The following is a 14,543-nucleotide window of genomic DNA, read 5'->3' as shown; positions in this document are numbered from 1 at the left end:
GTAACAGGACTCTTGATGTTGGCGTATTGATCCAGCAGCCAGGCGAGGTCTTTGTAAACAAGCGCCATATGCTCCGCAAGAATGTCGAGGCTCGGTAACTTCAGCGCAGCATTTAATCGCCGCATAATCCTCACCCAGCAATTTCGCCTGCGACAGTTGCCGATCGCGCAACACAGAATTGTCATCAGGCCAATTGATAGCCCCCTAACGAAAGGCGCATGCTAGAGGGCTTCTCTCGGGCTTATATCATTCCGAATGATAGTTACCTTCGTGTCATTCGATTCGTTTGCTATCGACCCGCCGATCATCATCCGCCCATCTTCAATACATTGGCGGATGCATCCATGGAACAATCACTCAAACATTTGCGCTTCCCGTTGGCTCTGTTGGCCGTGCTGGTGATGAGCGCCTGCGGCAAGACTCCGGAAACCGCGGCGGCCATGCCTGCTGCCAAGGTCAGCGTGGCCAAGGTGCTGGAACAACCGGTCAACGAGTGGGACGAATTCACCGGGCGCCTCGAAGCGCCGGAAACCGTTGAAATCCGTCCGCGGGTCTCCGGCCAGATCGACGAAGTCGCCTTCACCGAAGGTGCTCTGGTCAAGAAAGGCGACCTGCTGTTCCAGATCGACCCGCGTCCGTTCCAGGCTGAGGTCCGCCGCCTCGAAGCGCTGGTTGCCCAGGCCCGTGCCAATGCCACACGCAGCGAAAACGAAGCCGGCCGTGGCGAACGCCTGCGTGCCAGCAACGCCATCTCCGCCGAATTGGCCGACTCGCGTACCAGCGCTGCACAAGAAGCCCGAGCCGCTGTTGGCGCGCTGCAAGCGCAACTGGACCTGGCCAAGCTGAACCTGAGCTTCACCCGCGTCACTGCGCCAATCAGTGGCCGCGTCAGCCGTGCCGAAATCACCGCGGGCAACCTGGTGACCGCCGACACCACTCCGCTGACCAGCGTGGTTTCCACCGACAAGGTCTACGCCTACTTCGACGCCGACGAGCGTGTGTTCCTCAAATACACCCAGCTCGCCCGTCAGGGTCAGCGCGGCGCCACTACCCCGGTGTACATGGGCCTGTCCAATGAAGACGGCAACCCGCACCTGGGCCAAATGAACTTCGTCGACAACCAGGTCAACCCGAAAACCGGCACCATCCGTGGTCGCGCCGTGTTCGACAACAGCGACGGCACTTACACCCCGGGCCTGTATGCACGTCTGAAACTGGTCGGCAGCGGCACCTACAACGCCATGCTGATCAACGATGAAGCGGTCGGTACCGACCTCGGCAAGAAGTTCGTGCTGGTGATGGATGGCGACAACAAGACCGTCTACCGCGCCGTTGAACTCGGTCCGAAGATCGAAGGCCTGCGTATCGTGCGCAGCGGCCTGAACAAGGACGACACAATCATCGTCAAGGGTCTGCAACGGGTTCGTCCTGGCTCGCCGGTTACGCCTGAAGTGATCCCGATGGCCAGCGAGCAAACCATTGCCGCTCTCGCTCAACAACGACAAGCGCTGGAAGCCAGCAACCTGCCCAAAGTCGCACCAGCCAAAGGCGCGCCGGGTTCGGTTGTGAAACTGGCTGCTGCGACCCCACGCGGTTAAGGGACGACAACTCCGATGAATTTTTCCCAATTCTTCATTTCACGGCCGATCTTCGCAGCGGTGCTGTCGCTGTTGATCCTGATCGCCGGTGCGATTTCGCTGTTCCAGTTGCCGATCAGCGAATACCCGGAAGTCGTGCCACCGACCGTGGTGGTGCGTGCCAACTTCCCGGGCGCCAACCCAAAAGTCATCGGTGAAACCGTGGCGGCTCCACTGGAGCAAGCCATCACCGGCGTCGAGAACATGCTGTACATGTCCTCGCAATCCACCGCTGACGGCAAGATCACCCTGACCATCACCTTCGCCCTGGGCACTGACCTGGACAACGCGCAGGTGCAGGTGCAGAACCGCGTGACCCGGACCGAGCCGAAGCTTCCGGAAGAAGTGACGCGCATCGGTATCACCGTCGACAAGGCTTCGCCCGACCTGACCATGGTTGTGCACTTGACCTCGCCGGACAAACGCTACGACATGCTGTACCTGTCCAACTACGCGATTCTCAACATCAAGGATGAGCTCGCTCGCCTCGGTGGTGTCGGTGACGTGCAGTTGTTCGGTATGGGCGACTACTCGCTGCGTGTATGGCTCGACCCGAACAAGACCGCTTCGCGCAATCTGACCGCGACTGATGTGGTGACCGCCATTCGCGAACAGAACCGTCAGGTGGCCGCCGGTCAACTGGGCGCGCCCCCTGCCCCGACTGCGCAAAGCTTCCAGCTGTCGATCAACACTCAGGGCCGTCTGGTCTCCGAGGAAGAGTTCGAAAACATCGTCATTCGCGCCGGCGACAACGGTGAAATCACTCGCCTGAAGGACATCGCCCGCGTCGAACTGGGCTCCAGTCAGTACGCCCTGCGTTCGTTGCTGAACAACCAGCCAGCCGTAGCGATCCCGATCTTCCAGCGTCCGGGCTCCAACGCCATCGAAATCTCGAACGAAGTTCGCGGCAAGATGGAAGAGCTGAAGAAAAGCTTCCCGCAAGGCATGGACTACAGCATCGTCTATGACCCGACGATCTTCGTGCGCGGCTCCATCGAGGCGGTGGTTCACACCCTCTTCGAAGCACTGATTCTCGTGGTTCTGGTGGTGATCCTGTTCCTGCAGACCTGGCGCGCCTCGATCATTCCGTTGGTGGCGGTGCCGGTATCGTTGATCGGTACGTTTGCGGTGATGCACCTGTTCGGCTTCTCGCTCAACGCCCTGTCGCTGTTCGGCCTGGTACTGGCGATCGGTATCGTGGTGGACGACGCCATCGTGGTGGTTGAGAACGTCGAGCGGAACATTGAACTGGGGCTCAACCCCTTCGATGCGACCAAAAAGGCCATGGGTGAAGTGACCGGCCCGATCATTGCGACAGCGCTCGTGCTGTGTGCGGTGTTCGTACCCGCCGCGTTCATCTCGGGCCTGACCGGTCAGTTCTACAAGCAGTTTGCTTTGACCATCGCGATCTCTACGGTGATCTCGGCCTTCAACTCGCTGACCCTGTCACCAGCACTGGCCGCCGTGTTGCTCAAGGGCCACGACGCGCCGAAAGACCGTTTCTCGCGAGTGCTGGACAAGATCTTCGGTGGCTGGCTGTTCCGTCCGTTCAACCGTTTCTTCGACCGCGCCAGTCATGGCTACGTCGGTACCGTGCGCCGGGTCATCCGTGGCAGCGGCATCGCCCTCTTCCTGTACGCAGGCCTGATGGTGCTGACCTTCTTCGGTTTCTCCAGCACCCCGACCGGTTTCGTACCGGGCCAGGACAAGCAATACCTGGTGGCCTTCGCACAACTGCCGGACGCCGCGAGCCTGGACCGTACTGAAGACGTCATCAAGCGCATGTCCGACCTGGCACTGAAACAGCCAGGCGTGGAAAGCGCCGTAGCGTTCCCGGGCCTGTCGATCAACGGCTTCACCAACAGCCCGAACGCCGGCATCGTGTTCGTGACCCTGAAACCGTTCGACGAGCGTAAAGACCCGAGCATGTCCGCCGGTGCGATTGCCGGTGCCTTGAACGGCCAGTACGCGGGAATTCAGGAAGCCTACATGGCGATCTTCCCGCCACCGCCGGTACAAGGTCTGGGCACCATTGGTGGTTTCCGCCTGCAAATCGAAGACCGGGGCAACCTGGGTTACGAAGAGCTGTACAAGGAAACCATGAATATTATTGCCAAGAGCCATAACGTTCCGGAACTGGCCAACCTGTTCACCAGCTACACCGTGAACGTGCCGCAGGTCGATGCCGCCATCGACCGCGAAAAAGCCAAGACCCACGGCGTGGCCGTCAGCGACATCTTCGACACCCTGCAGATCTACCTGGGTTCGCTGTATGCCAACGACTTCAACCGCTTCGGTCGTACTTATCAGGTCAACGTTCAGGCAGAGCAGCAGTTCCGCCTCGAATCCGACCAGATCGGCCAGCTGAAAGTACGCAACAACAAAGGCGAGATGATCCCGCTGGCGACCTTTATCAAGGTCAGCGACACCTCGGGCCCGGATCGCGTGATGCACTACAACGGCTTCATCACCGCTGAAATCAACGGTGCCGCAGCCCCGGGCTACAGCTCCGGCCAGGCCGAAAAAGCCATCGAGAAACTGCTCAAGGATGAACTTCCGAACGGCATGACCTACGAGTGGACCGACCTGACCTACCAGCAGATTCTGTCCGGCAACACCGCGCTGTTCGTGTTCCCGCTCTGCGTATTGCTGGCGTTCCTGGTGCTCGCGGCGCAATACGAAAGCTGGAGCCTGCCACTGGCGGTGATCCTGATCGTACCGATGACCCTGCTGTCGGCCATCACCGGTGTGATCATCTCTGGCGGCGACAACAACATCTTCACCCAGATCGGCTTGATCGTACTGGTGGGACTTGCCTGTAAGAACGCGATTCTGATCGTCGAGTTCGCCAAGGATAAGCAGGAAGAAGGCCTCGATCCGCTGGCCGCCGTACTGGAAGCCTGCCGTCTGCGTCTGCGGCCGATCCTGATGACCTCGTTCGCGTTCATCATGGGTGTGGTGCCACTGGTTTTCTCCAGCGGTGCCGGTGCCGAGATGCGTCATGCCATGGGCGTGGCGGTGTTCTCCGGGATGCTCGGTGTGACCTTCTTCGGTCTGCTGCTGACCCCCGTGTTCTATGTGCTGATCCGCAACTTCGTGGAGCGCAGCGAAGCTCGCAAAGCGACCAAGGCGCAAAATCTTCAAAAGCCACTGGAGGCGCACCAATGAGTCTGAAAGTCTTCCTGCCGAGCCTGCTGGTGCTGGCCCTGAGTGCCTGCGCCGTCGGCCCTGACTACAAGACCCCGACGACGGAGGCGGCGAACATCACGTCCGCCACCGACGGCGCCGCCGGCCAGAAGAACTTCGACCGTTCGAAATTCGAAGGCATCTGGTGGCAGCAGTTCGACGATCCGACTCTCAACCAGTTGGTGACTCAATCGCTGCAAGGCAACCGTGAACTGCGCGTGGCATTCGCCCGCTGGAAAGCCGCCCGGGCGATCCGCGACGACGCCAGCAACGATGCAATGCCGACCATCACCAGCCGCGCCAGCAGCGATCTGGCCAAAGGTCAGATCCCGGGCCAGACCACCAATCGGGTCAACAGTGAACGCTATGACCTGGGCCTGGACATGGCTTGGGAACTGGACCTGTTCGGACGTATCCAGCGCAATCTGGAAGCCAGCGACGCCGACCAACAAGCGGCCGAAGCCGATCTGTACCAACTGCAAGTCACCATGATTGCCGAACTGGTGGACGCTTACGGTCAACTGCGCGGTGCTCAACTGCGGGAAAAGATCGCGCTGGCCAACCTGAACAACCAGCAGGAGTCGCGCAAGATCACCATCAGCCTGCGTGACGCCGGCGTTGGCGATCAGCTAGATGTTGAACGGGCCGATGCGCGTCTGGCGTCGGTCGAAGCCAGCGTGCCGCAGCTGCAGGCAGAACAGGCTCGGCAGAAAAACCGCATCGCCACCCTGCTGGGTGAGCGTCCGGACAAGCTGACCGTCGACCTGAGTCCGAAAGACCTGCCGGCGATTGCGAAGGCCTTGCCGATCGGTGATCCGGGCGAACTGCTGCAGCGTCGTCCGGACATCCTCAGCGCCGAACGCAGACTGGCTTCGGCCACGGCGCGTATCGGTGTAGCCAAGGCCGACCTGTTCCCACGGGTCAGTCTCAGCGGTTTCCTCGGCTGGACGGCCGGGCGTGGTTCGCAGATCGGTTCCTCGGCGGCCAACGCCTGGGCACTGGGCCCGAGCATCACCTGGGCGGCGTTTGACCTCGGCAGCGTGCGGGCCCGTCTGCGCGGCGCCGATGCCGATGCCGAAGGCGCACTGGCGACCTACGAGCAGCAAGTATTGCTCGCGCTGGAAGAGTCGGAAAACGCCTTCAGCGATTACGGCAAGCGTCAGCAACGTCTGATTTCGCTGATCCGTCAGAGCGAATCGAGCCGCAAGGCCGCTGACCTCGCCGAGATTCGCTACCGCGAAGGCACCACCGATTTCCTGGTGCTGCTCGACGCCCAGCGTGAACGCTTGAACGCCGAGGACAGCCAGGCCCAGGCCGAAGTGGATCTGTATCGCGGCATCGTCGCGATCTACAAGGCGCTCGGTGGCGGTTGGCAGCCAGAAACGGTGGCCAGCAAGTAATCGTTTTTTAAAGAGCTCCTTTGGTTGGCCGCAACCAACCAAATTTTTTGCCCCGCGTATCATTCGGTCGCGGGGCTTTTTTGTCTCTGTTTTTCATGATTTTCCAGCACCGTGACCGTCGCGGTGGTACCGGCTCTGAGTCGATCCTTGCCTGCGTAATCAGGGTCGATGCCGATCCGCACCGGCACCCGTTGCGCCAGTTTCACCCAGGTGTAGCTGGGGTTGATGTTGGCCAGCAATCGGCTGCCCGGCGCGTTTTCCCGATCAGCAATGGCGAAGGCGATGCTTTGCACGGTGCCGCCGAATTTCTCCCCGCTCATCAATTCGATCCGCACCCGGTCGCCCTCCTCGATCCGTGGCAGTTTGGTTTCCTCGAAATAGCCGCTGACATAAAAGGAGCCGCTGTCCACCAGTGCCAGCAGGGCGCTACCGGCCACCGCGTAATCCCCCTGACGGGTCAGCAGATTAGTGACATAACCGCTGACCGGCGCTTCGACTCGGGTACGTTGCAGATCCAGTTCGGCCTGGGTCAATGCAGCAATCGCCAGTTGCACGTTGGCTTCGGCGAGACCGAGATTGGCCTGATTGCGCAACAGATCGGCCTGGGCCACGGCCACGTCGGTACTGGACTTCTCCCACTCTTCCCCGGAAATCGCGAACCCTTGCTTGAGCGTACGTCGCCGGCGCTCTTCACTCTGGCGTTGTTTGAGCAACGCTTCGCTGGCGACGATGGCTGCTTGCGACTGCCCGAGCGTGGCCTTGGAGACCTCCACCGAGCGTTTCGCATGCTCGACCGCGAGGCTGTAACGAGCCGGGTCGATCTCCAGCAACAACTGGCCCTTGTCGACATGCTGGTTGTCCTGCACCGCCAGTGTGACGATGCGGCCCGAAACATCCGCCGAGAGTGTCACCACATCCGCCCTCACCCGCGCATCCCGAGTCCACGGGGCCCGGGTGTAATGTTCCCAGGCAAACCAGCCGAGCACGACGGCCAGCAGCACCACCGCCAATGTCGTCAATCGAGTGAGCAACGTCTTCAAGGTTTCAGGCTCCCATCAGCAGAATCAGTGCGGCGCACACACAGGCATAAAGGGCGCCTTCGAACAGCGCCTCATGCCAGACAAAACGCAGGACGCCGAGCCGGCGCAAACCCCAGTCGAGCAGCAGAAAAACCGGTATGGCCAGCAACAATGCCTGAGCGATTGGCGGCAGGTAAACGCCGCCGATCTCGAAATCAATGGGCAAGGATGGGCTCTCCTTCAGATCGGTCGGGCTGCAAATGCTCGCCATGTCGTTCCAGAAACGACACCACGATCAACAGGGCCACGCGCATGCGAAATACCGACCACAAGTGCGCATGGGTGGCGACATGCAAGGCATCCAGCTCATCGCCGAGCGCATGCAGCGTAGCCAGTAACGGTGTCAGGCGCACATCCGTTCGGCCGGCGACGAAACGGCCGGTCTGACGCAATGCCGTCGACAGCTGCCTATGCAAATCGTCCGTAAGCAGAGCATTGTTTTGCGCCTGTTGCCTGAGCTGGTGCATGGCCACGCCCAGCGCTACACAGGCGAGGCTGATTTCATACAGGCGCTGCATGTCCTGATCGTTGGCGGCTGGCAGCACGCCAAGCATCGAGGTCAGGCGATCGACCATGCGACTTTCGAAGGCGAATTGCTGTTCATCGGTGGCCGGGCTCTTGGTCAATTGGTAGACCTGCTCCCGCGCTTCGTTGTAGAAGCGCCGGATGCGCAGCGCCGGGCGGAACGGGAAAATCCAGGCGTAGACGATCAGAGCCAGCATCGCCGCACTGACGTAGGCCCCGGCAAATTCGAACCATTGAATGGCGGTGTTCTGCCCGGTGCCGACGTTCTGCGGGCCGAGCATCAGGAAGCTCGACAGCCCCAGCCCCATGCCGATACCGGCGGTGGCCGGGCTGGACAGTCCGACTGCGATCACATACAGCAAAGGCGCTAGCAACAAGGCCAACATTTCGAAATCGCTGATCGCCGGGACCAGCATGAACTGATAGAAGGCCGACACCACCAAGGCCAGTCCCAGCCCTCGGGCGTAACTCTGCGCGGCGATCAACGGGCGCGGAAACGTCGCCATCAACGAACACAGAATCCCCACCAGAATCATCCCGCCCCGCGCGCCGTCCCACGCGGTTTCGATCCAGATCAGTCCGGCCACCAACAATGCGCTGAAGGCGCGGATGGCGTTCATCGTCGCGAGAGTGAAATCCAGGTGCAAGGGGCTGGACTGGCCACGGAACATGCAACTGGCCTCCCGCCCTTCCTGTATCGCATCGCTCAGTTCGAGAATCTGCTCCAGTTGCTGCAACAGCCGCGCCTGTTCCCAGCGCAATGCCCACGCCAGCGAGCGCAGGGTTGCACTCATGTCTTCCGTCAATTGTTCGGCCCTGTAGGCGAGCCCTTCGAACTGCTGTTGCAGCGCGACGAACTGGTGCCGCGCCTCGGCCGGCAATGAGCGCCCTTGCAGTGCGAGCTGGTCGAGCAGTGCCAGTTCTTCTGCACGCAATTGCTGGATTTCCAGCGGCAGATCGCCCTCCCATCGCTCAGTGAGCAGCTCCCGCTGGTGACGCAGCGCGGTCAGGCGTGAGGTCAGCAGCATCAGTTGATTGCCCAGCAACAACACCAGATTGTTGGCGCTGCGCAGGCGTGGAGCATCGAAATACAAGTGCCGGCGCAGACCTTCGAGGGCGCTGATTTCCCCCAGCAGCTGCATTTGCCGGCGCTGAAAGTCCGCTTCGCTTTCTTCGGTGCGAAGCACAGCGGCGGCATGGGTGGCGGCGAGCTTGATCACCTGATCAACCTTCGCGAAATAGTTGCGTGATACCGCTTCGGGCCGCGCCGTCAACAGGCTGACCACGCATACGCACGCCACCGCCAGCAAGGTTTCGGTGACCCGGGTCACCGCCAGCAGAAAGGTGCCGTCCTGATCCGGAATCGCCAGCAGCGCCACCACCACGGCGGTGTACCCGCTAAGCACGAACGCCTGGGAACTGGTATAGCGCAATAACGTGCCGCCGGCCGTGCACAGGGCCAGCCAAAGCGCCAGGGTCGTGATGAACGGCAACGGCGCCTGGGGAAAGATCGCCATCAGCAGCACTGCCACCACCGCGCCAAGGGTTGTCCCGATGATTTGCCCGAAGCTGCGTGCCAGCGCCATCCCGGCCAGTGGCTGGCTGATGATCACTACGGCCATGATCGACCATTTCGGCTGGTCGAGATCGAACAGAAACGCCAGGTACAAGGTCAGCAATCCGGCGACAATGGTGCGCAAACCAAACAGCAGTACTGCCTGGCTGGGGTGGATGACTGCCTTGAAATAAATGAGCAGGGACTGCATGGATGGCCTCGTAGAAACAACTTCTGCAAGCGTAGACACTGCATGGAGAGGATGACGGCAAACAGGGTCGACACAAGCTGTAGGTCGATTCAACGCCTGTAGCAGGCCATATCGGGCAGAGGGTTTGACTCACGGCGCGAGCTGACAGAAGCTTGCGACCTCCGCTGCAAAACGAAAGTTTCGGAAATTCGCATGCCTCAGTCTCGCCGCTATTTGCTCATCAGCCTCGGCCTTGCGCTGGTCCTGATCGTCGCCTGGCTGTCTTTGCGCAGCACTGCGCCGGTTGTGCCGGAGGCGATCAAACACGGTTACAGCGAAGCGCTGGCCGCTGCTCGTGCCGGTCAACCGGGGGCTGCGCGGATGCTGTACCAGCAACTGGGGCGCCCGGATCTTTCAGTCAAACGGCGTGTCTGGCTGCACGCCGAGCTGCCCAACTACCCGAGCCCCCAGGCCCTGAAACTGGCGGATGCCGATCTGCAAAACGAATCGCCGGACGTTCGACTGGCCGCAATCAAAAGCGTGACGGGCCTGGTGCCTGGCGGTCAGCGCAGTTTGCTGTTGGGCCCGTTGCTCGACGATGAAGATCAAACCGTACGCTTCGCCGCAATCAACGCCCTGCTCGGCTTGTCTCCGGATCAACTGGGCCTGTATTTCGCCCCGCTCCAGCAAGGCATCGACGTGTGGGAGCAGGCGCTGAGGGCCCAGCCGGAAAGCGCTGCCAATTACGCTCAACTGGCGCGCCTTTATCTGCACAACGCTGAATTGAAACAGGCACAGCAAGCGCTGGAACAAACCCTGCGCCTCGACCCCGGCAACCTGCCGGCGCTGGTGATGCAGATCGAAGTGCTCGACCGTCAGGGCCAGAGCGACGCTGCCCGACAACTGCTCGCCCGACAACTGAAGGCCCAGCCCGACTCGGCCTATCTGCAACATGCCCTGGGCCTCTGGCTGCTGCACCACGATCAACGCGAGTACGCCCTGCTCGGCTTGTCCAAGGCCGTGGAACTCGAGCCCGACAACAAGGATTACCGCTACGACCTCGCCACCACCTTGCACAGCGCCGAAGAACTGGAAGCGGCACAAAAGCAGTTGCAGGAAATCGTTCAGCGCCACCCCGCCGATCGCAAGGCGCGGGTGCTTCTGATCAACTATTGGAAAGAAAGCGGTCAGTTGCAGAACGTGCAGATCCTGTTGGCTCAGCTCGAGCAGATGAACCCCGATGATCCCTCGTTGCAGCAAGGCCTCTAGAGGCCTTCTCGACACATCCCGCAAGAAAATCGGAACCGTCGTCACGGCAAAAGGTCAAGTAATCAGGCAGTGCCAAAACGGCGTCCGGCGCCCGCTGCCTCGTTTCCCCTAGTCATGAGAGGGCATTTTTTGTCTACATCGAACGCGTTGATCAGTGCAAAAGCCGCCACCGGCATCGAAGGGTTGGACGATATCCTGGCCGGTGGTTTGTCCCGCAGTCACGTTTTCTTGCTGGAGGGCGAGCCTGGAACCGGTAAAACCACAGTCGCGTTGCATTTCTTGCTGGCCGGCGCCCGAGCCGGCGAACGTTCGTTGTACATCACGCTGTCCGAAACCGAGCGAGAGTTGCGCCAGGGCGCAGCGTCCCACGGTTGGGAACTGAACGAAAATATCGAGATTTTCGAGCTGACGCCCCCGGAAAGCCTGCTTAACGCCGAGCATCATCAAAGCCTGCTGTACTCCTCGGACCTTGAGCTGGGCGAAGCAACCAAGCAGATTTTCGAAGTGGTCGAGCGCTTCAAACCCACCCGTGTGGTGCTCGACAGCCTCTCGGAAATCCGCCTGCTGGCGCAAAGCTCCCTGCGCTACCGTCGACAGATTCTGGCGATCAAGCATTACTTCGTGCGCTACGACGCCACGGTTTTGCTGTTGGATGACCTGACCACCGAATCCCTGGACAAAACCGTTCACAGTGTCGCTCACGGCGTGATTCGCCTCGAAGAACTGACCCCCAACTATGGCGCCGAGCGCCGTCGCGTGCGGGTGATCAAGTACCGAGGCCAGAAGTACCGTGGCGGCTTCCATGACTTCACCATCATGGGCGATGGCGTGCACGTCTTCCCGCGTCTGGTGGCGGCGGAGCATCGCGGCGATTACCCACGCCTGCAGCTGTCCAGCGGTATCAAGGAAATGGACGCTTTGCTCGGTGGCGGTATCGAGACCGGCTCCAGCACACTGATTCTGGGCCCGGCGGGCACCGGCAAATCGTTGATCACCATGATTTTCGCGGCAGCGGCCGTGGCGCGTGGTGAAAAGGCTGCGCTGTTCATTTTCGATGAAGAGCTGGGCTTGCTGTTCGAGCGCATGAACAACATCGGCATTGACCTCAAGGCTTTGCAGGCCACCGGCAATCTGCTGATCGAACAAGTGGACGCCGCCGAATTGTCCCCCGGCGAGTTCTCTCACCGGGTGCGACGCTGCGTCGATGAAGGTGACATCAAGACCGTGGTGATCGACAGCATCAACGGCTATCAGGCCGCGATGCCGGAAGAGAACGCGCTGGTACTGCACATGCACGAATTGCTGCTGTACCTGAACCGCAAAGGCGCCGCGACGTTCATGACCGTCGCTCAACACGGTCTGGTCGGCGACATGCAGGCCCCGGTCGACATCACTTACCTCGCCGACACTGTGATTTTGCTGCGCTATTTCGAAGCCCTCGGCAAGGTACGTCGCGCAGTTTCGATCATCAAGAAACGCACCGGCAGCCACGAATCGACCATCCGCGAATATCGCATTTCCAAACAAGGCATGACCATCGGTGAGCCATTGGAAGCTTTCCAGGGCGTGCTGCGTGGCGTACCCACCTACCTCGGCGCGAGTAACCCGCTGCTTAAGGATGAAAACTTGTGACCGTCACCGTGCCGCTGTCGGAACGGGCGCTGATACTTGCACCCCAGGGTCGCGACAGCCAGGTTGCTCTGATGATCCTCAACGAGGCCGGATACGGTGGCCTGATCACTCCCGATCTGGCCACCCTGTGCAACGAATTGGAACCCGGCGCCGGGCTGCTGTTGATCGCCGTCGAAGCCCTGCATGGCCCGGAACTGGAATCCCTGCTGTTATATCTGGAGCAACAGCCTGCCTGGTCAGATCTGCCGATTGTGTTGTTGACCCATCACGGCGGATCCGGACAGGGCCCCTCTTCGCAGCTCAGCAAGTTACTGGGTAACGTGACGTTTCTTGAACGCCCCTTCCATCCGGTGACGCTGGTCAGCCTGATCTCCACCGCCCTGCGCGGTCGACGACGACAATACGAGGCCCGCGACCGCCTGATCGATCTGAGCGAGAGCGAACGGCGCCTGCAATCGACCCTGGAAACCCTCGAGCAACAAGTCGAGGAACGCACGGCGCAACTGCGGCACAACGAGGAAGCGCTACGTCAGTCGCAGAAAATGGAAGCGGTCGGTCAATTGACCGGCGGTATCGCCCATGACTTCAATAACATGCTGACCGGCATCATCGGCAGCCTCGAATTGATTCGCCGTCGACTGGCGCGTGGCCGCACGGAGGATCTCGACAGTCTCATCGACCTCGGCGTGACCTCCGCCAACCGCGCCGCCGGCCTGACTCACCGTCTATTGGCATTTTCCCGTCGCCAGTCACTGGACTCAAAAGCGGTGAAGATGAACGATCTGGTGCAATCGATGGGCGAACTGCTGCAACGCAGCCTCAACGAAAGCATTCAACTGGACATGCGCCTGCACGAACAATTGTGGGTAGCCGAGGCCGACCCCAATCAACTGGAAAGCGCCCTGCTCAACCTGGTTATCAATGCCCGCGACGCGATGCCCGACGGCGGCAATCTGGTAGTCGAGACGAGCAATCAGGTGCTGGGAAGCGATTTCACCGCCGCTTACAGCAACCTGAAGCCCGGCGATTACGTCCTATTGAGCGTGACCGACAATGGTTGCGGCATGCCCGAGAGCGTGATCAATCGCGCATTCGACCCATTTTTCACCACCAAGCCGATCGGTCAGGGCACCGGCTTGGGTCTGTCGATGATCTACGGTTTCAGCAAGCAATCCGGTGGCCACGTCTCGATCGACAGCAAAATCGACGAGGGCACCACCGTCAGACTCTATCTGCCGCGCTTCCAGGGCGAATCGTTGTCTCACGCGCCAACGCACACGGAGCAGGCGCCCGACGCCGTGGAAGGCGAAACCGTATTGATCGTCGAAGACGATCCGGCCGTGCGGGTGCTGGTCAGTGCAGTGTTGAGCGAACTGGGTTATGGATTTGTCGAGGCCAGCGATGCCGACAGTGCCGTGCCGATTCTGGATTCGGAGCAGCGTATCGATCTGCTGATCAGCGACGTCGGCCTGCCGGGCATGAACGGCCGGCAACTGGCGGAAATCGGCCGGCAATACCGGCCCGACCTGAAGGTTCTGTTCATTACCGGTTACGCTGAACACGCCGCTGTGCGCGGCGGGTTCCTTGATTCCGGGATGCAGATGATCACCAAGCCGTTCACCTTCGATCTGCTGACGGCGAAGGTGCGGGAGATGATCAAGAGCTGAGGCGGTTCACGCCTCAGGCCAGCAGTTCCTGAATCTTCTCCTGCAATACATCCAGATCGAACGGCTTTTCCAGGATCGGCGCCCGGCGGGTGATGGGGCTGCCGGTCTCGCGGATTTCCTGCGGATAGCCGCTGATGAAGATCACCTTCAGATCAGGGCGCAATTTGACGGCGGGTTCGGCGATCTGCACGCCCGAGATGCCTCCCGGCAAACGAAAATCAGTAATCAACATGTCCAGATGCGGCTTGCTCGCCAGAATCTCGAACGCCTGCTCGCCGTTCTCGGCCTGCAATACGCGATAGCCCTGCCCTGACAGATAGTCTGTCAGCACCATCAGGATCACCGGTTCGTCCTCGACGACGAGTACTACATCTTGTGCATCTACGCTCATGGGAAGCCTTTG

General features: G+C 60.6%; 10 protein-coding genes. 6 read left to right on the top strand and 4 right to left on the bottom strand.

Going from position 1 to position 14,543, the window contains the following annotated elements:
• The first annotated feature begins 344 nt into the window (after nucleotides 1-344).
• Genes mexE through ACM6JM_RS09075 form a run of 3 tightly spaced genes read left to right on the top strand, consistent with a single transcriptional unit; the run spans nucleotide 345 to nucleotide 6,223 of the window.
• The gene (gene mexE / locus ACM6JM_RS09085) at nucleotides 345-1,598 is read left to right on the top strand and encodes a multidrug efflux RND transporter periplasmic adaptor subunit MexE (RefSeq protein ID WP_039768288.1); all 1,254 of its coding nucleotides are present in this window, start codon (nucleotides 345-347) and stop codon (nucleotides 1,596-1,598) included.
• A 15-nt stretch (nucleotides 1,599-1,613) separates the two neighbouring features.
• A complete protein-coding gene (locus tag ACM6JM_RS09080) occupies nucleotides 1,614-4,805 on the top strand; it encodes an efflux RND transporter permease subunit (protein WP_039768286.1) in 3,192 nt (1,063 codons plus the stop codon).
• On the top strand, nucleotides 4,802-6,223 hold the full coding sequence (locus ACM6JM_RS09075) for an efflux transporter outer membrane subunit (RefSeq protein WP_039768284.1): 1,422 nt from the start codon (nucleotides 4,802-4,804) through the stop codon (nucleotides 6,221-6,223). The genes ACM6JM_RS09080 and ACM6JM_RS09075 overlap by 4 nt, the downstream gene beginning before the upstream one ends.
• A 59-nt stretch (nucleotides 6,224-6,282) precedes the next feature.
• On the opposite strand, the gene ACM6JM_RS09070 is transcribed toward ACM6JM_RS09075, so the two are convergent.
• From ACM6JM_RS09070 to ACM6JM_RS09060, 3 genes are read right to left on the bottom strand one after another with little or no spacing between them, the layout of a single operon-like run.
• The gene (locus ACM6JM_RS09070; RefSeq protein ID WP_414881692.1) at nucleotides 6,283-7,263 is read right to left on the bottom strand and encodes a biotin/lipoyl-binding protein; all 981 of its coding nucleotides are present in this window, start codon (nucleotides 7,261-7,263) and stop codon (nucleotides 6,283-6,285) included.
• Nucleotides 7,264-7,267: 4 nt separating this feature from the next.
• On the bottom strand, nucleotides 7,268-7,468 hold the full coding sequence (locus tag ACM6JM_RS09065; RefSeq protein ID WP_039768281.1) for a DUF1656 domain-containing protein: 201 nt from the start codon (nucleotides 7,466-7,468) through the stop codon (nucleotides 7,268-7,270).
• Nucleotides 7,458-9,593, bottom strand: a complete 2,136-nt coding sequence (locus ACM6JM_RS09060; RefSeq protein WP_210709197.1) for an FUSC family protein — start codon at nucleotides 9,591-9,593, stop codon at nucleotides 7,458-7,460. The genes ACM6JM_RS09065 and ACM6JM_RS09060 overlap by 11 nt, the downstream gene beginning before the upstream one ends.
• Nucleotides 9,594-9,785: 192 nt before the next feature.
• Here ACM6JM_RS09060 and ACM6JM_RS09055 point away from each other — a divergent pair, with 192 nt between their 5' ends.
• From ACM6JM_RS09055 to ACM6JM_RS09045, 3 genes are all read left to right on the top strand, one after another.
• The gene (locus ACM6JM_RS09055; protein WP_039768276.1) at nucleotides 9,786-10,841 is read left to right on the top strand and encodes a tetratricopeptide repeat protein; all 1,056 of its coding nucleotides are present in this window, start codon (nucleotides 9,786-9,788) and stop codon (nucleotides 10,839-10,841) included.
• Nucleotides 10,842-10,970: 129 nt separating this feature from the next.
• Nucleotides 10,971-12,473, top strand: a complete 1,503-nt coding sequence (locus ACM6JM_RS09050) for an ATPase domain-containing protein (RefSeq protein ID WP_039768275.1) — start codon at nucleotides 10,971-10,973, stop codon at nucleotides 12,471-12,473.
• Complete coding sequence (locus ACM6JM_RS09045; protein WP_103386109.1) at nucleotides 12,470-14,140, top strand: ATP-binding protein; 1,671 nt, start codon at nucleotides 12,470-12,472, stop codon at nucleotides 14,138-14,140. Before ACM6JM_RS09050 ends, ACM6JM_RS09045 begins: the two co-directional genes overlap by 4 nt.
• A 13-nt stretch (nucleotides 14,141-14,153) precedes the next feature.
• Here the strand turns inward: ACM6JM_RS09045 and ACM6JM_RS09040 are convergent, their stop codons facing one another.
• Entirely contained in the window at nucleotides 14,154-14,531 is a 378-nt protein-coding gene (locus ACM6JM_RS09040) for a response regulator (protein WP_007954537.1), read from the bottom strand.
• Between the last annotated feature and the right edge of the window lie 12 nt (nucleotides 14,532-14,543).

Source organism: Pseudomonas sp. IT-P2 (assembly GCF_949767575.1).
In the GTDB taxonomy this organism is placed as follows: domain Bacteria; phylum Pseudomonadota; class Gammaproteobacteria; order Pseudomonadales; family Pseudomonadaceae; genus Aquipseudomonas; species Aquipseudomonas pharyngis.
Note: the sequence above shows the minus strand (reverse complement) of the source record. Positions and strands in the feature narration are given on the sequence as shown.